The organism is Streptomyces sp. NPDC029122, from assembly GCF_055569445.1.
In genome coordinates this window covers 81,774-99,165 of the sequence record NZ_JBVHWK010000011.1, presented here as the reverse complement: position 1 = coordinate 99,165, position 17,392 = coordinate 81,774, and the positions used below count along the sequence as shown (strand labels likewise).

Genomic DNA, 17,392 nt, shown 5'->3' with positions numbered 1-17,392 from the left:
CAGCTTTTAGATTCCGCCGCTCCGGCCGGTGCGCTTCACCGTTCCGACAGCAGTCCGGAGGCCATTCCGATCACCACCGGCGCCACTCCCACCGCGAGGAACGCGGGCAGGAAACACAGCCCCACCGGGGCGGTGACGAGCACCGCCGCCCGCTGCGCCCGGGCACCCGCCTGCCGGGAGCGGTCCGCCCGCAAGGCCGCCGCGAGGCGGGAGACCGGCTCCGCGGCGGGGGCCCCGGTCCGCGCGGCGCGCTCCAGGCACTCCGCCAGCCCCCGGGCACCCGGTATCTCCGCCAACCTCCCCCACGCGGCCCCCGGTTCGCCGCCCAGGCGCAGCTCCGCACCCGCGAGGGCCAGCCGCTCGCCCACCGGACCGCCCAGCGACTCCCCGACGACCTCGGCCGCCTCGACCGGCCCCGCGCCCGCCGCGAGACAGGCCGCCAGCAGATCCGCAGCGAACGGCAACTGCCCCTCCGCCTCCCGCGGATCCGGCCCGGCGGACGGCCGGGCCCGCGCGAGCGCCCACCGCACCGCGAACGCCGCCCCGCACCCGGCCAGGACCCCCGCCGTCCCGCCGACCAGCACCCAGCCCGCCAGCAGCGCTCCGGCCGGCCCCGCCCAGGACAGCGCCGCAGCCCGGACGCCCGGCCCCCACACCGGGCCCCGCCGTACCGGCCCGGCCCGGAAGAGGACCGCGGTCCTGCGCCGGACCGCCCGCCTCCCCAGCCGTGCCACCACCGCCGAGGCCGGCCACCACACCAGCGCGGCCACGCACAACGCCGTCCCCAGCCTGTGGACCGCGGAACCGTCCATCACCGCTCCCCCGTCCGCACGATCCGCCGGCACCACAGCAGCCCCAGCGCCTCCAGCACCCCGCCGGCCAGCAGGCAGCCCCACCCGACCGGGGAGTGCAGCAGCACCCTCAGCGGATCCGCTCCCAGCGCGGTGCCCATCAGGAGCCCCACCAGCGGCAGCAGGGCGAGCACCACCGTCGTGGACCTGGCCCCCGCCAGCTGGGCCCGCAGGGACTCCTCCCGGTCCCGCTCCGCCCGCAACGCCCCTTCGAGCCGGTCGAGGCCGGCCGCCAGGCCCGCTCCGCCGTCCACCGACACCCGCCAGCAGGCCGCCATCCCGGCCAGCCCGCGCGCGCCCGGCTCGCGCGCCGCCTGGTGCAGGGCTTCGGCCACGTTCCCGCCGAAGGCGGCGGCTGCCAGCACCCCCGCCTCCGCCGCGCCCGGGCCGCCGGGACCGGCCGCCGTACGGCGTATCGCCACGGTCAGCGCCTGCCCCGGCTGGGCGCCGGCCCGCAGCTCCCCCACCACGGCCCCGCACAGCGCCACGACCCCCGCGGCACGGGCGGCGCGCGCCCGCTCCCGCTCCCTGGCGCGCAGCCAGCGCCGCAGCAGCGGCACCGAAGCCGCGCCGAGCAGCAGCGGGATCACCGACCCGCCCAGTACGGCGACCACCATCCCGGCCACCAGGCCGGCCCACTCCCGCCAGCCGGCGGCCCGGACCCGCAGCGCGGCCGCCAGCCGCCGGCCGGGCGCCGGCCCGCCCGGCACCAGCGGTCCGCCCCCGGCCAGGACCAGCCTGGCCCGCCGGGGCAGCCGCTCACTCCCGGCGAGCCCCCACGCGGCCGCCCCGGCGCACAGCACCCCGGCGAACACGGGCACCGACCCGAGCGGTCCGGTGATCACCGCGCACCTCCCAGCAGCGGGGCGAGCCGCGACCATCCCGCCTCCCGCAGGAAGCCGCGCGCTCCCCAGCGCAGGGCGGGCACGGTCACCACCAGCCCGGCCCCGTCCCGCTCCAGTACGTGCACCTCGGCCACCCGCCGCTTCCCGGAGCGGTCCCGGACCAGGTGGACCACCAGGGTCAGCGCGGCCGCCAGCTGGCTGTGCAGGGCGGCCCGGTCGAGCCCGGCGGCCGTCCCGAGCGCCTCCAGGCGGGCGGGAACGTGCCCCGCGGCATTGGCGTGGACCGTGCCGCAGCCGCCTTCGTGCCCGGTGTTCAGGGCGGCGAGCAGGTCGGCGACCTCGGCGCCGCGCACCTCTCCCACCACCAGCCGGTCGGGCCTCATCCGCAGGGCCTGGCGGACCAGGTCCGCGAGGGTGACCAGCCCGGCCCCCTCCTGGTTCGCGGGCCGGGTCTCCAGCCGCACCACATGCGGGTGGTCGGGGCGCAGCTCCGCGGAGTCCTCGGCAAGCACGATCCGCTCACCCGGTCCGACCAGCCCCAGCAGGGCACTGAGGAGGGTGGTCTTGCCCGTCCCGGTGCCGCCCGAGACGAGGAACGACAGCCGGGCCTCGACCATCGCCCGCAGGAGCCGGTGTCCGCCCGGCGGCAGGGTCCCGGCGGCGACCAGCTCGTCCAGCGTGAACGCCTTCGGCCGCACCACCCGCAGCGACAGGCACGCCGACCCGACCGACACGGGCGGCAGCACGGCGTGCAGCCGGGTGCCGTCCGGCAGGCGGGCGTCCACCCAGGGCCGGGCGTCGTCCAGCCGCCGTCCCGCGACGGCGGCCAGCCGCTGGGCCAGCCTGCGCACGGCCTCGGCGTCGGCGAAGGTCACGGAGGTCAGCTCCAGCCCGCCACCGCGGTCCACCCACACCCGGTCGGGGGCGGCCACCAGCACGTCGGTGACCCCGGGGTCGGCGAGCAGCGGCTCCAGCGGCCCGGCGCCCACCAGCTCGGACCGCAATTCGGCGGCCACTCCCAGCACTTCGGCGTCCCCGAGGAGCCGCCCCTGGGCGCGCAGGGCGGCCGCCACCCGGGCGGGCGTGGGCTCCGCCCCGCTCTCGGCGAGGTGCTGGCGCACCGCGTCCAGCAGCACCGCGCTCATGCCGGCACCCCCTGGGCGGAGCCGAGCGCCCGCTGCCAGAAGCCGTCGCAGAAGCGGGCCAGCGTGCCCCGCGCGCCCGGCGGTTCACCCTCGGCCACCCGCCCCGGAAGCCCCACCTCGACCGGTACCTCGCCGGCCAGCGGCGCCCCCAGCAGCCCTGCCACGGCTTCGGCGTCGAGCCCGTCGGGACAGCGGCCCCGCACGACCACGCGGACGTCCCGGGCCACCATGCGCACCCCGGCGGCCACCCGCCCCGCCGCGGCCACCGACCGCAGCTCGCCCGGCACCACCAGCAGCACCAGGTCCAGCTGGGCCAGCACCTCGGCCACGGGCTCGTCCACCCGCCGGGGCAGGTCGACCACCACGACGCCGCCGCGCCTGCGGGCGGCGGCCACGACCGACCGCATCGCGGCGGGCGGCACGACCACCCGCTCCCCGCGGTCCCAGCTCAGCACCCGCAGCGCGTGCAGTTCGGGCAGGGACTCCTCCAGGGCTCCGGCCCCGACCCGGCCGCGCGAGGCGGCGAAGTCGGGCCACCGCAGTCCCTCGGCGCTCTCGCCGCCGAGCAGCACGTCCATGCCGCCGCCGAGCGGGTCGGCGTCGATGAGGATGGTGCGCTCGCCGGCCTTGGCCGCCCGGAGCGCGAGCGCGCAGGCGAGGGTGGACGCCCCGGCCCCGCCGCTGCCGCCGATCACCCCGACGGTCAGGGCGGGCCGCCCGGCGCCTTCCACCACATCGGCGATGCGGTCGACGAGCAGGCTCTCGGCGTCGGGGAGGCGCAGGACCTCCTGGGCCCCGATCTCCACCGCCCGCTGCCATACGGAGGGGTCGTCCAGGTCCCGGCCGACGAGGAACACCCCGTCCCGGCGCGGCGCTCCGCGCACCCGGCGGGCGGCGTCGTCGCCGACCAGGACGAGCGGTGCGGAATCCCAGCCCGCACCCGCCACGCCGGGAACACCCCCGTCACCGCCGGCGCCGGTTTGCTCCGGCACCGCATGGTGCACGTGCGGCTCGGCGCCCGCGGCGGCGCACAGCCGCAGCAGATCGTCCAGGAGCAGCGGGTCCTCGGTGAGGATCAGCGGCCGCCCGCCTCCCGGCACGGCCCCCGCGGCACGGGCGGGCGGTCCTCCCCCACCGGCCACCACGGGTGCCTGCGCTTCACACGACTTCGATCCAGCCACGATCTCCGCCCCCTTCTCACAGCAAATCCACGGGCCGCGGACTTCGCGGCTGGAATCACGGTGGAGGGATCCGGAAAAAGAAGTGGATCTTGCTCGGAAACTGTGGACAAGAAGAGACCTGTGAATAACTTCGCCACACCATCAGGTGACTTCCGGAGCGCGGCGGAACCACTACGCAGCGTGACGAGTTCGGGGAAGTGAAGGCCTGTGCCAGGCGGGCCCATCGAGGACGGAGGGCCGAGGAGATGATCGCCGAAGACGGGGCGAAGGGACGCGAACCGCGTCCGGACATGCGACGACCCCCGCCGGGGGGGAGAGCGGGGGTCGTCCCCACGGTCCGACTCGGGGGGGGAGGAGCCAGACCGGGTTAGCACGGTCGCGAACGATCCGTGACTTCCATGGTGTACCCGAGAGCCTTCTCAGGCAAACCCACGCGCCACACCTTACGCCGAATGGTGGGCGCATATGCTCGGCTCGTGGAAAATCAGCCCTTGCCGCACTCCTCACCCAGGACCGCCGCCTTCTTCGACCTGGACAAGACGGTCATTGCGAAGTCGAGCGCCCTGACGTTCAGCAAGTCCTTCTACCGGGGTGGCCTGATCAACCGGCGGGCCGTGCTGCGCACCGCGTACACCCAGTTCATCTTCCTGGCCGGCGGTGCCGACCACGACCAGATGGAGCGGATGCGGGAGTACCTGTCCGCCCTCTGCAAGGGGTGGAACGTCCAGCAGGTCCGGGAGATCGTCGCCGAAGCGCTGCACGACCTGATCGACCCGATCATCTATGACGAGGCCGCCTCCCTCATCGAGGCCCATCACACGGCCGGTCGCGATGTGGTGATCGTGTCGAGTTCGGGGGCCGAAGTCGTCGAGCCGATCGGCTCGATGCTCGGCGCGGACCGCGTGGTCGCCACCCGCATGGTGGTCGGCGAGGACGGCTGTTTCACCGGAGAGATCGAGTACTACGCCTACGGCCCCACGAAGGCCGAAGCCGTCCGCGAGCTCGCCGAGTCCGAGGGGTACGACCTCGCGCGCTGCTACGCGTACAGCGACTCGGCCACCGATGTGCCGATGCTGGAGGCCGTGGGGCACCCGCACGCGGTCAATCCCGACCGTGCGCTGCGGCGGGAAGCGGTCGCACGTGAGTGGCCGGTCCTGGTGTTCAACAAGCCGGTGCGGCTGAAGCAGCGCCTGCCCGGACTGTCGATGCCGACGCGGCCCGCGCTCGTCGCCGCCGCCGCGATCGGCGCGGCGGCGGCCACGGCCGGGCTGGTCTGGTACGCGAGCCGGCGGCGCGCGAGCGCCGCCCCCGCCTCGGCCTGAAGCCCACGGGGCGGGCGGAAGCCCGCCCCGCCCAGGGGCCTCGCCGTCCTCGCCGGGGCCTCACCGCCGACCATGGATACGTCCTTGCCTGGGCCGATATGGAGTGTCCGATCCGCCCTGATTTGCTCTGGAAAGTAAAGAACTCCGGCCAGGGGTTTCGCTCGGCGCCGAAGCGGAGTAGAAAGGAGTCACGGCCCGCGAGACCAAAGAACATCCGAGAGGATCATCTTTAAAACGCAGTAAGGCCCACGGACCGAAGCAGGAACGCCGAGCACCCACGCGACGTCGACCCGTCGATTACGGGCCAGCCGCACCAGGCCACGGGCAAAGTTCCCGGCCTGATGGGCAACCATCGAGGACGCTTGGTAACTGGGCGTGAATGCCAGCGGCGACACCAAAGCAGCACGGTGTCGCCGCAACCCTGCGCCCAGCCGGCCCCTTCCCCCTCAGTCGGCCCCTTCGCCTCAGCCGGACTCCCCGCCTGCGGGAAACCCGGCCGAAACCCCGACCGGAAACCCGGCCGAAACCCCGACCGGAACCCGGGTCGGAACCCCGGTCGGCGCCACTCCCGCACACGCAGCCCGGCCGCGCGGCACGACCTAGGCCGCGCCCCGCTGGAGCGCCTCGCAGACCGCCGTCGACTCGCGCACGCCGAGCTCGATCGCGCGGCCGCAGTGACCGATCCACTCCGACATCCCCTCCGGAGTGCCCGAGACATAGCCCTCAAAGGCCTTCAGGTAGGCCTCCGCCCCCTGCTCCGCGTGGCCGACCTCCGCCGGGCAGATCGCCTTCGGGTCCAGCCCGCTGTTGATCAGCACGATCCGCTCGGCCGCCCGCGCCACCAGCCCGTTGTACGAGGCGAAGGGCCGCAGGGCCAGCAGCTCCCCGTGCACCACCGCGGCCGTCACCAGCGCCGGAGCGGAGCCCCCCGCGATCACCAGCCGGGACAGGCCGTCCAGCCGGCCCGCCACCTCCTCGGCGCCCGGGAGCGGCAGGTCCACCAGGGGCTCGTCCACCGGCTCGCCGGCCAGCCGCGGCCGGCCCACCACGCCATCGTCGCCGTCCGAGCCCGTGGCCCCGCACGCCACGAGGTGCAGGCGGGCCAGCACCCGCAGCGGCGACTGGCGCCAGATGCTCAGCAGCTGCCCGGCCTCCGCCGTCAGGCGCAGTGCGGCGCCCACCGTGCGGGCCTCGTCCTCCGCACCGAAGTCGGTACGGCGGCGCACCTCTTCCAGGGCCCAGTCGGCGCCGGACAGCGCCGCGCTGCCCCGGGCGCCCCGCAGGGCGGCCTCCGAGGTGATCTCCCCGCTGCGCCGGCGCATCACCCGGTGCCCGTAGACCCGGTCCACGGCCTTGCGTACGGAATCCACGGACTCTGCGACCCCCGGGAGGGATCCGAGGGCCGCCAACGGGTCAGAAGCGCTACTCATAAGTAGGGAGCCTACGCACTTCGCGGCCCCGGCACCGACCCCTCCTTGGAGTGGTCTTCTTCACTCACCTTGACCACGTGGCGCTATCGAGCCGCTACGCTTGGTGAACATGAAGATCGCTTTCGTGGGAAAGGGCGGCAGCGGGAAGACCACGCTGTCGTCCCTCTTCATCCGCCACCTCGCAGCCAATGAAGCGCCCGTCGTCGCGGTGGACGCCGACATCAACCAGCACCTCGGGGCCGCCCTCGGACTCACCGACGAGGAGGCCGCCGCACTGCCCGCCCTGGGCGCGCACCTGCCCCTGATCAAGGAGTACCTGCGCGGCTCCAACCCGCGGATCACCTCGGCCGACAGCATGATCAAGACCACGCCGCCCGGCGCCGGCTCCCGCCTGCTGCGCATCACCGAGGACAACCCGGTCTACGAGGCCTGCGCGCGTACGGTGGCCCTCGACGACGGGGACTCCGTCCGGCTGATGGCTACGGGACCCTTCACCGAGTCCGATCTGGGCGTGGCCTGCTACCACTCGAAGGTCGGGGCGGTCGAGCTCTGCCTCAACCACCTGGTCGACGGCCCGGACGAGTACGTCGTCGTCGACATGACGGCCGGCTCGGACTCCTTCGCGTCCGGCATGTTCACCCGCTTCGACGTGACCTTCCTCGTCGCGGAGCCGACCCGCAAGGGCGTCTCGGTCTACCGTCAGTACAAGGAGTACGCCCGGGACTTCGGCGTGGTGCTCAAGGTGGTCGGGAACAAGGTGCAGGGCCCGGAGGACATCGAGTTCCTCCAGGACGAGGTCGGCGAGGACCTGCTCGTCACCTTCGGGCACTCCGACTGGGTGCGGGCGATGGAGCGGGGCCGCCCGGCCGGGTTCGAACTGCTGGAGGCGAGCAACCGGCTCGCGCTCCAGGCGCTCCAGGACGCGGCGGAGGACTCCTACGCGGCCCGCGACTGGGGCCGGTACACCGAGCAGATGGTGCACTTCCACCTGCGCAACGCCGAGAGCTGGGGGAACGCCAAGACCGGGGTCGACCTGGCGGCCCAGATCGACCCCGGCTTCGTCCTCCACGAGGCCCTGGTCAGCCCTCGTCCTGCTCCCCTGCCGGCTCCTCAGCCGGCTTGACCTTGTCCGCGCCCGGCGGGGCGGCCGGAGGCGCCGGCGGCCCCGCGGTGAGGAACTTCGTCCAGCCCTCCTTCGGCGCTTCGCCGACGTCGAGGGTGCGCAACCACTCCAGCGTCTTCGGGTCCTGGGCGTCCAGCCAGTCGGCCAGTTCGCGGAAGGGCACGCACCGCACCTCCGGCTTGGTGCACATGTGCTTGATGGACTCCTCGACGGCCCGCATGTAGGTGCCGCCGTTCCACGACTCGAAGTGGTTGCCGATGATCAGCGGGGCGCGGTTCCCCTGGTAGGCGCGGTCGAAGGCCTGCCGCAGGCCGTCGCGCATCTGGTCGCCCCAGTACCGGTGCTGCGACGGGTCGCCCTGGGTCGTCGTACCGGACTGGTTGACCATGTAGTTGTAGTCCATGCTCAGCGTGTCGAAGGCACGGCCCGGCATGGGCACCAACTGGAGCGGCAGGTCCCAGAGCCCGTCCGTCTTCTTGGGCCAGATCTGCTTGCTGATGCCGCTGGAGTCGTAGCGGAACCCCATGTCCTTGGCCGCCAGCATGAAGTTCTTCTGGCCCTCGAGGCAGGGGGTGCGGGCGCCGATCAGCTCCTTGTCGTAGTCGAAGGGGAGCGGGGCCATGCCCTTCAGGCCCGCGTTCGTCTTCCAGTTCTTGACGAACGACTTCGCCTGGTTGATCTCGCTCTTCCACTCCGCCACGGACCAGGTGCCGACGCCGCCGTCGGGACCGCAGAAGTGGCCGTTGAAGTGGGTGCCGATCTCGTTGCCCTCCAGCCAGGCCGCGCGGAGCTGGGTGGCGGTGTCCTTGATGCCCTGGAGGTCGCCGAAGCCGATGTCGGAGAGGCCCGCCGAGTGCTGCGGCGCCGTATAGAGGGAACGTTTCTCCTCCGGCAGCAGGTAGACACCGCTGAGGAAGTACGTCATCCGGGCGTTGTACTGCTTGCCCACCTCGCGGAAGTGCGAGAACAGCTTCTGGCTGTCCTCGCCCGCACCGTCCCACGAGAACACCACGAACTGCGGCGGCTTCTCGCCGGGCTTCAGCTTCTGCGGCGCCCGCACGTTCGGCTGCGAGCCGGTGTAGGCGGTCGAGCCGTCCCCGATCAGGCGGTTGAGGCTGCCGGGAGCGTCCGGGGCGGCGGGGCCCTTCCGCACACCCGGACCGGAGGTCCCGGGCTCGGCGGGCCCGGAACCGCTGCATCCCGCGGCGCACAGGACCAGTGCCGTGGCGACGAGGCCGCCGGCGATCTTCTTCGTGGCGGCGATCATCCGCACACCTCTCCCTCGCAGTTCCATCGCAGCACTTCCGCGACGCAACGTCCCATGCGGTCCGCCAAGAAGAAGACGTGACAAGCCCGACAAAATGCTTATTCATCCCTGAGCGCTAATTCCTAGGCCATTTGCCCGTATTGTCCACCATGGGCCTTTACTCTCCATTACCGTTCATTTACCGAGTGTTGAGACTCCCGCCGCTTCATCCCTCCTCAGAGGAGACGGGACCCATGACAGCCACAACGCCAGCCCCCGCCCAAGCCCCCGCCCCGACCACCCCCCAGACGCCCGGTCCCCTCAAGGACCTCCCCGCCGACCTGTCCGCGTCCATCGCCGTCTTCCTGATCGCCCTGCCGCTCTCCCTCGGCATCGCGCTGGCCACCGGCGCCCCGCTCCAGGCGGGACTGGTGGCCGCGGCCGTGGGCGGGATCGTGGCCGGCCGGTTCGGCGGAGCCCCCCTCCAGGTGAGCGGACCGGCCGCCGGACTCACGGTGGTGACCGCCGAGTTGATCCAGCGCTACGGCTGGCGCACCACATGTGCCATCACCGTGCTCGCCGGCGTCTGCCAGCTCGGGCTCGCGCTCCTGCGCACCGCCCGGTCGGCCCTCATGGTGAGTCCGGCGATCGTGCACGGCATGCTCGCCGGAATCGGCGTGACCATCGCGCTGGCCCAGCTGCACATCGTGCTCGGCGGCAGCCCGCAGAGTTCCGCCGTGGCCAACGTGCTCGGTCTGCCCGCCCAGTTGGCCGATCCGCATCCGGCGGCGCTCGCGGTGAGCGCCCTGACGATCTGCGTGCTGCTGGGCTGGAGCCGGCTGCCCGGGCGGGTGGGGCGCGCCCTGCGCAAGGTGCCCGCCGCGCTCGCGGCCGTCGCCTCCGCCACCGCCTTCGCGGCGCTGGCCGGGCTCTCCCTGCCCCGGGTCGACCTGCCGTCCTGGCGCAGCCACGCACTGCCCGAGCTGCCGGAGGGGCCGGTCCTCGGACTGATCGCCGCCGTCCTGACCATCACCCTGGTCGGCAGCGTGGAGTCCCTGCTGTCCTCGGTCGCCACCGACAAGCTGATCGCCTCCGAGCGCGGTACGGACAACCGTCCGCCCCGCGCCGACCTCGACCGCGAGCTGCGCGGCCAAGGCGCGGCGAACATCGCCTCCGGGCTGCTGGGCGGACTGCCCATCACGGGTGTGGCCGTGCGCAGCGTGGCCAATGTCAAGTCCGGTGCCGTCAGCCGAAAATCAGCCATGTTCCACGGGCTGTGGGTGGTGCTCGCGGCCGGGCTGCTCGTGCCCGTCCTCGACCTCATCCCGCTCGCGGCGCTGGCCGCCCTGGTGATGGCCGTAGGCGTGCAGATGGTCAGCATCACCCACCTGCGTACGGTCAACCGGCACCGCGAGGTGCTGGTCTACGCGACGACCATCGCGGCCGTGGTGCTGGGCGGGGTGCTGGAGGGCGTGGCCGTGGGGATCGCGGTCGCGGTGGCCCTGGCCCTGCACCGGCTGGCCCGGACGCGGATCACGCTGGCCGAGCTGGACGGCGGACACCACGTGTGCGCCCGCGGCCAGTTGACCTTCCTGGCCGTCCCCAGGCTGAGCCGCGTGCTGAGCCAGATCCCGCACGGCGGGCACGTGGTGCTCGAGCTGGACGGCTCGTTCATGGACCACGCCGCCTACGAGACCCTGCACGACTGGCAGAACTCCCATCGGGCACACGGCGGATCGCTCGAACTCACCGGACGCGGCGGGCGGGCGCTCGCGGGCACGGGTCCGGGACCGGGCACTGAAGCGGACCCGGCCTCCAGTCCCGTCCCCCTCCTCTCCGGTGCGGGCGGCGGAGACGGGCACCACCGGACCGACTCCGGGCGCGCGGCGCACCAGTGCTGCCGCCCCTGGACGCCCTGGCAGAACCACTGCGACCACCGCGCGGCGCACGCCGCCGGCCTGTCGGTCGGCCACGATGACGCGGCCCGGCCCGGCGGCACGGGCGGGCGTACGACCCCCGGCACGGCCGGGACACCCGGCAAGGCCGGAGCCCCCGCTTCCGCGGTGGCGCCCCGGGGGCGCGGCGCCGGTCAACTGGCCAGTGGGATCGGCGCCTTCCAGCGGGACACCGCCCCGCACGTCCGCGACGAGCTGGCACGGCTGGCCCGTGAGGGGCAGCGGCCCTCCCAGCTCTTCCTGACCTGCGCGGACTCCCGGCTGGTCACCAGCATGATCACGGCAAGCGGTCCGGGCGACCTGTTCACCGTCCGCAACGTGGGCAATCTCGTCCCCCTGCCCGGCGCCGAGGCCACCGACGATTCGGTCGCCGCGGCCATCGAGTACGCCGTGGACGTGCTCGAGGTCGCCAGCATCACGGTCTGCGGGCACTCGGGCTGCGGGGCCATGCAAGCCCTGCTGAACTCCCACCCCGAAGCCCCGATGACCCCCCTGATGCGCTGGCTGCGCCACGGCCGGCCCAGCCTGGAGCGGATGGGCAGCCGGCACCACGCCTGGGCCCGGATCTCCGGGCGGCTTCCGGCGGACGCCGTGGAACAGCTCTGCCTGACCAACGTGGTGCAGCAGCTGGAACACCTGCGGGCGCACGAGTCGGTGGCCCGCCGGCTCGCCGAGGGCACGCTGGAGCTGCACGGGATGTACTTCCACGTGGGTGAGGCGCAGGCCTACCTGCTGTCCGAGGGAGAGGACTTCTTCGACTGTCGGGTTTTCGACAGCGTCGGCCAGAACGCTTGATCCACAACTCGCTCGAACCGATACCCTCCCGTATCCGTGCAAGCTGACGGCCCCTTCTCGCACCTGCGGCGGGAAGGGGCCGTCGTTCGCATGCGGCGGACGTACGGCGGACGCCCCCAGTCGTGATATAGGTCTAAACCAATTTTCGGCTACCCCTTGTCACCTGGACATCCGACTGATGAGCTATGCCCGGAGACACAGCTATGCCCGGGGACAACGAGAACTCTGGGAAAGGGAGATGTCGTGAGCACTGACAGCCTGGCCAATCTGCTCAAGGAGGAGCGGCGGTTCGCACCGCCCGCCGATCTGGCCGCCGCCGCCAACGTGACCGAGGCCGCCTACGCACAGGCCGACGCGGACCGGCTGGGCTTCTGGGCCGAGCAGGCACGCCGGCTGAGCTGGGACACCGAGCCCACCCAGACGCTCGACTGGAGCAACCCGCCCTTCGCCAAGTGGTTCGCCGACGGCAAGCTGAACGTCGCGTACAACTGCGTGGACCGGCACGTGGAGGCCGGCAACGGCGACCGCGTCGCCATCCACTTCGAGGGCGAGCCCGGCGACAACCGCTCGATCACCTACGCCCAGCTCAAGGACGAGGTCTCCCGGGCCGCCAACGCCCTCACCGAACTCGGGGTCCGGGCCGGCGACCGGGTCGCCGTCTACCTGCCGATGATCCCCGAGGCTGTCGTCGCGATGCTGGCGTGCGCCCGGGTCGGCGCCGCCCACTCGGTGGTCTTCGGCGGCTTCTCCGCCGACGCCGTCGCCTCCCGCATCCAGGACGCCGACGCCAAGCTGGTGATCACCGCCGACGGCGGTCACCGCCGCGGCAAGCCCAGCGCGCTCAAGCCCGCCATCGACGAGGCCGTCGCCAAGTGCCCGCAGGTCGAGCACGTCCTCGTCGTACGCCGCACCGGCCAGGACACCGCCTTCACCGAGGGCCGGGACGTCTGGTGGCACGAGCTGGTCGGCCGCCAGTCCACGGAGCACACCCCGCAGGCCTTCGACGCCGAGCACCCGCTCTTCATCCTGTACACCTCGGGCACCACGGGGAAGCCGAAGGGCATCCTGCACACCTCGGGCGGCTACCTCACCCAGGCCTCGTACACCCACCACGCCGTGTTCGACCTCAAGCCGGAGACCGACGTCTACTGGTGCACCGCCGACATCGGCTGGGTGACCGGGCACTCCTACATCGTCTACGGGCCGCTCGCCAACGGCGCCACCCAGGTGATGTACGAGGGCACGCCCGACACCCCGCACCAGGGCCGGTTCTGGGAGGTGGTGCAGAAGTACGGCGTCACCATCCTCTACACCGCGCCCACCGCGATCCGGACGTTCATGAAGTGGGGCGACGACATCCCCGCGAAGTTCGACCTGTCCAGCCTGCGCGTGCTGGGCTCGGTCGGCGAGCCGATCAACCCCGAGGCCTGGATCTGGTACCGCAAGCACATCGGCGGCGACCGCTGCCCGATCGTCGACACCTGGTGGCAGACCGAGACCGGCGCCATGATGATCTCCCCTCTCCCGGGCGTCACCGCGACCAAGCCCGGCTCGGCGCAGCGCGCCCTGCCCGGCATCTCGGCCACCGTCGTGGACGACGAGGCGAACGAGGTCCCGAACGGCGGGGGCGGCTACCTGGTCCTCACCGAGCCGTGGCCGTCGATGCTGCGCACCATCTGGGGAGACGACCAGCGGTTCATCGACACCTACTGGTCCCGCTTCGAGGGCAAGTACTTCGCGGGCGACGGCGCCAAGAAGGACGACGACGGCGACATCTGGCTCCTCGGCCGGGTCGACGACGTCATGCTGGTCTCCGGCCACAACATCTCCACCACGGAGGTCGAGTCGGCGCTCGTCTCGCACCCCTCGGTCGCCGAGGCGGCGGTGGTCGGCGCGGCCGACGAGACCACGGGACAGGCGATCGTGGCCTTCGTGATCCTGCGCGGCACCGCCTCGGAGACGGAGGGCCTGGTCGCGGAGCTGCGCAACCACGTCGGTGCCACCCTCGGCCCCATCGCGAAGCCGAAGCGCATCCTGCCGGTGGCCGAGCTGCCGAAGACCCGCTCGGGCAAGATCATGCGCCGTCTGCTGCGCGATGTGGCGGAGAACCGCGCGGTCGGCGACGTCACCACGCTGGCCGATTCCTCGGTGATGGACCTGATCCAGACGAAGCTGCCCAGCAGCTCCGACGAGGACTGAGACCGGCAGGCCACGGCCTGAGGAGGGCGTCCGGCGCGCAGCGCGCCGGGCGCCCTCCGTCCGTTCAAGATGAAGATCATCTGGTACGACCGGGCACACCCTGTAAAATCAAGGAAACGTCAAGAACTGACGTCCGAAAGTCCCCAGGGTGCGCCGGGAAGTCTGGTCGGCAACTGCATAGCCATGCCGTCGACCACCCGGAGGTTCTCCACCGTGGCCACTCCCTCGCACACACCCGGCCCCGACCGCCGGCACAAGCTCCTCGGCCGCCTCTCCCTGCCCGAGCGCCGCTTCGTCTCCAACGCTCTGCGCACGGAAACCGTCGGCGGCGTCCTCCTCCTGGTGGCCGCGATCGCCGCCCTCATGTGGGCGAACATCCCCGCACTGGCGGAGAGCTTCGACCGCGTCCGGTCCTTCCACATCGGCCCCGCCTCCCTCGGCCTGGACCTCTCGCTCCAGCACTGGGCCGCCGACGGCCTGCTCGCCGTCTTCTTCTTCGTCGCCGGCATCGAACTCAAACGCGAACTCGTCGCGGGCGACCTCCGCGACCCCAAGGCGGCGGCCCTGCCGGTGATCGCCGCCCTGTGCGGCATGGCGGTGCCCGCGCTCGTCTACCTACTGGTCAACACCCTGGGGAACGGATCGAGCGCCGGCTGGGCCGTCCCCACCGCCACCGACATCGCCTTCGCCCTCGCCGTCCTCGCGGTCATCGGCACCTCGCTGCCCTCCGCGCTGCGCGCCTTCCTGCTGACCCTGGCCGTCGTCGACGACCTGTTCGCGATCCTGATCATCGCGGTGTTCTTCACCAGCGACCTCGACTTCGCCGCGCTCGGCGGTGCGGTCGCGGGCCTGGTCCTCTTCTGGTTCCTGCTGCGCGCCGGCGTCCGCGGCTGGTACGTCTACGTCCCGCTCGCCCTGGTCATCTGGGGCCTGATGTACAACAGCGGCGTCCACGCCACCATCGCCGGCGTGGCCATGGGCCTGATGCTGCGCTGCACCCGCAAGGAGGGCGAGCAGCACTCCCCCGGCGAGCACATCGAGCACCTCGTGCGCCCCCTGTCGGCCGGACTGGCGGTACCGCTCTTCGCCCTCTTCTCCGCCGGGGTCTCCCTTTCGGACGAATCCATCGCTCAGGTCTTCACCCGCCCCGAAACCCTCGGGGTGGTGCTCGGCCTCGTCGTCGGAAAGACGGTCGGCATCTTCGGCGGCACCTGGCTGGCCGCCCGCTTCACCAGGGCCGAGCTGAACGAGGACCTCGCCTGGCCCGACGTACTCGCCGTGGCCTCGCTCGCCGGCATCGGCTTCACCGTCTCCCTGCTGATCGGCGAACTCGCCTTCGCCGGGGACGAGGTCCTCACCGAAGAGGTCAAGGCCGCCGTACTGATCGGCTCCCTCATCGCGGCGATCGTCGCGAGCGCCATGCTCAAGATGCGCAACCGCACGTACCGGGCGCTGACCGAGGCCGAGGAGCGCGACGACGATCTCGACGGGATCCCGGACATCTACGAGCAGGACAAGCCGGAGTACCACCTGCGGATGGCGAAGATCCTCGAGGAGAAGGCCGCCGAACACCGCCGCAGGGCGGAAGCGGCGGCGCTCGGGCGGGCCACGGCGTCGGACACGGCCGGAGGCGAAGCGGCGGGCGGGTCCAGCGCCCGCGCCGACCGTCCGGCATGATCTGAGGGACGACGGAGGACAGCCGCCGGCGGACGACGACAGAGGGAGACAGGGATGAGCGCAGTGGAGGACCAAGGGGCTCCGGGAGCGGAGCGCACACTCGGCCAGCTGGTCGCCTCGGCCACCGCCGAGATGTCCGCCCTGGTGCACGACGAGATCGCCCTCGCGAAGGTCGAGATCAAGCAGGACGTCAAGCGTGCGGGCATCGGCAGCGGCGCCGCGATCGCGGCCGGCGTGCTCGTGCTCTTCTCCCTCCCCGTACTGAGTTTCGCCGCGGCCTACGGCATCCACAATCTGGGTCTCGGGCTGGCCTGGTCCTTCCTCATCGTCGGCGGCGCGTTCTGGCTGCTGGCGGGGCTGATCGGACTCCTGGCGGTGACCAAGTTCAAGAAGATCAAGCCGCCGGTGAAGACCATGGACTCGGTCAAGCAGACCGCGGCGCTCGTCGGAACCGTCAAGCCCCATCCCCGCGCGGTGAGTGACCAGGCTGTGGGTGTGGCACGCTCGTCCTCATGACAGCGCCCTCGGCCGACTCCGGTACTCCGCCCACCGCCGCCACGGCGGTACGGCTCGACCTCCCCGGCGGGAGGACGGTGACGCACCGGGACGTCGCCGCCAACGGCGCCCGCTTCCACGTCGCGGAGGCCGGCGACGGGCCACTGGTGCTGCTGCTGCACGGTTTCCCGCAGTTCTGGTGGACGTGGCGGCACCAGCTGGCCGCGCTCGCGGACGCCGGATACCGCGCGGTGGCCATGGACCTGCGCGGGGTGGGCGGCAGCGACCGCACCCCGCGCGGCTACGACCCGGCGAACCTGGCGCTCGACATCACCGGGGTCGTACGGTCCCTCGGCGAGCCGGACGCGGCCCTCGTCGGACACGACCTGGGCGGCTACCTCGCCTGGACGGCCGCCGTGATGCGGCCGAAGCTGGTGCGGCGGCTGGTCGTCTCCTCCATGCCGCACCCGCGCCGCTGGCGCTCGGCGATGATGGCCGACTTCGGCCAGACCCGGGCGAGTTCGCACATCTGGGGGTTCCAGCGGCCGTTCATCCCGGAGCGGCAGCTGGTCGCCGACGACGGTGCCCTCGTGGCCGAGCTGATCCGGGACTGGTCCGGGCCGCTGCTCCCGGAGGACGCCGATCTGGACGTGTACCGGCGGGCGATGTGCATCCCGTCCACCGCGCACTGCTCGATCGAGCCCTACCGCTGGATGATGCGGTCGATGGCACGCCCGGACGGACTCCAGTTCTACCGGCGGATGAAGCGGCCCGTACGGGTGCCGACGCTGCACCTGCACGGCTCGCTGGACCCGGTGATGCGCACGCGCAGCGCGGCCGGCTCCGGGGAGTACGTCGAAGCCCCGTACCGCTGGCGGCTCTTCGACGGTCTGGGGCACTTCCCGCACGAGGAGGACCCGGACGGCTTCACCACCGAGCTGCTGAACTGGCTCAAGGACCCCGAGCCCGACCGCTGACGGATCGTCGGCGCGGCCTGACGAATCGACAGCGGGCCCCGTACGACAGTCTTACGGGCATTCAATTGCCCGGCGCATAGGCCAATTGGCCGCCGCGGACGGGGTTACGGACCTTGGAGCCCGGGCACAGCTCGTTGTATGGGCTGGACGC

The 17,392-nt window shown here is 72.6% G+C and carries 13 protein-coding genes; 7 read left to right on the top strand and 6 right to left on the bottom strand.

Going from position 1 to position 17,392, the window contains the following annotated elements; translation table 11 throughout:
* Positions 1 to 35: 35 nt before the first annotated feature.
* From ACZ4WZ_RS15920 to ssd, 4 genes are read right to left on the bottom strand one after another with little or no spacing between them, the layout of a single operon-like run.
* The gene (locus tag ACZ4WZ_RS15920) at positions 36 to 812 is read right to left on the bottom strand and encodes a type II secretion system F family protein (RefSeq protein ID WP_467890349.1); all 777 of its coding nucleotides are present in this window, start codon (positions 810 to 812) and stop codon (positions 36 to 38) included.
* The gene (locus ACZ4WZ_RS15915) at positions 812 to 1,732 is read right to left on the bottom strand and encodes a type II secretion system F family protein (protein WP_467890346.1); all 921 of its coding nucleotides are present in this window, start codon (positions 1,730 to 1,732) and stop codon (positions 812 to 814) included. The genes ACZ4WZ_RS15920 and ACZ4WZ_RS15915 overlap by 1 nt, the downstream gene beginning before the upstream one ends.
* Positions 1,693 to 2,841, bottom strand: a complete 1,149-nt coding sequence (locus ACZ4WZ_RS15910) for a TadA family conjugal transfer-associated ATPase (RefSeq protein ID WP_467890343.1) — start codon at positions 2,839 to 2,841, stop codon at positions 1,693 to 1,695. The genes ACZ4WZ_RS15915 and ACZ4WZ_RS15910 overlap by 40 nt, the downstream gene beginning before the upstream one ends.
* Positions 2,838 to 3,986, bottom strand: coding sequence for a septum site-determining protein Ssd (ssd, locus tag ACZ4WZ_RS15905; protein ID WP_467890535.1), 1,149 nt, complete (start codon positions 3,984 to 3,986; stop codon positions 2,838 to 2,840). The genes ACZ4WZ_RS15910 and ssd overlap by 4 nt, the downstream gene beginning before the upstream one ends.
* Positions 3,987 to 4,474: 488 nt before the next feature.
* Here ssd and ACZ4WZ_RS15900 point away from each other — a divergent pair, with 488 nt between their 5' ends.
* Positions 4,475 to 5,344: an HAD family hydrolase gene (locus ACZ4WZ_RS15900; protein ID WP_467890340.1), complete on the top strand. Its 870-nt coding sequence runs from the start codon at positions 4,475 to 4,477 to the stop codon at positions 5,342 to 5,344.
* 599 nt (positions 5,345 to 5,943) lie between these two features.
* Here ACZ4WZ_RS15900 and ACZ4WZ_RS15895 read toward each other — a convergent pair.
* Positions 5,944 to 6,774, bottom strand: coding sequence for a Fic family protein (locus tag ACZ4WZ_RS15895; protein WP_467890337.1), 831 nt, complete (start codon positions 6,772 to 6,774; stop codon positions 5,944 to 5,946).
* Positions 6,775 to 6,883: 109 nt separating this feature from the next.
* On the opposite strand from ACZ4WZ_RS15895, the gene ACZ4WZ_RS15890 reads away from it, so the two are divergent.
* Positions 6,884 to 7,897: an ATP-binding protein gene (locus ACZ4WZ_RS15890; protein WP_467890335.1), complete on the top strand. Its 1,014-nt coding sequence runs from the start codon at positions 6,884 to 6,886 to the stop codon at positions 7,895 to 7,897.
* Here ACZ4WZ_RS15890 and ACZ4WZ_RS15885 read toward each other — a convergent pair.
* Positions 7,854 to 9,164, bottom strand: coding sequence for a polysaccharide deacetylase family protein (locus ACZ4WZ_RS15885; protein ID WP_467890332.1), 1,311 nt, complete (start codon positions 9,162 to 9,164; stop codon positions 7,854 to 7,856). The genes ACZ4WZ_RS15890 and ACZ4WZ_RS15885 overlap by 44 nt on opposite strands.
* A gap of 233 nt (positions 9,165 to 9,397) precedes the next feature.
* On the opposite strand from ACZ4WZ_RS15885, the gene ACZ4WZ_RS15880 reads away from it, so the two are divergent.
* The 5 genes from ACZ4WZ_RS15880 to ACZ4WZ_RS15860 all read left to right on the top strand — a co-directional run bounded on the left by ACZ4WZ_RS15880 (position 9,398) and on the right by ACZ4WZ_RS15860 (position 17,241).
* Entirely contained in the window at positions 9,398 to 11,893 is a 2,496-nt protein-coding gene (locus ACZ4WZ_RS15880; RefSeq protein WP_467890329.1) for a SulP family inorganic anion transporter, read from the top strand.
* 243 nt (positions 11,894 to 12,136) lie between these two features.
* Positions 12,137 to 14,092: an acetate--CoA ligase gene (gene acs / locus ACZ4WZ_RS15875; RefSeq protein WP_467890326.1), complete on the top strand. Its 1,956-nt coding sequence runs from the start codon at positions 12,137 to 12,139 to the stop codon at positions 14,090 to 14,092.
* A 183-nt stretch (positions 14,093 to 14,275) separates the two neighbouring features.
* The gene (gene nhaA / locus ACZ4WZ_RS15870; RefSeq protein WP_467890323.1) at positions 14,276 to 15,769 is read left to right on the top strand and encodes a Na+/H+ antiporter NhaA; all 1,494 of its coding nucleotides are present in this window, start codon (positions 14,276 to 14,278) and stop codon (positions 15,767 to 15,769) included.
* Positions 15,770 to 15,823: 54 nt separating this feature from the next.
* On the top strand, positions 15,824 to 16,285 hold the full coding sequence (locus tag ACZ4WZ_RS15865) for a phage holin family protein (RefSeq protein ID WP_467890320.1): 462 nt from the start codon (positions 15,824 to 15,826) through the stop codon (positions 16,283 to 16,285).
* Entirely contained in the window at positions 16,282 to 17,241 is a 960-nt protein-coding gene (locus ACZ4WZ_RS15860; RefSeq protein WP_388933466.1) for an alpha/beta fold hydrolase, read from the top strand. Before ACZ4WZ_RS15865 ends, ACZ4WZ_RS15860 begins: the two co-directional genes overlap by 4 nt.
* Positions 17,242 to 17,392 lie beyond the last annotated feature (151 nt).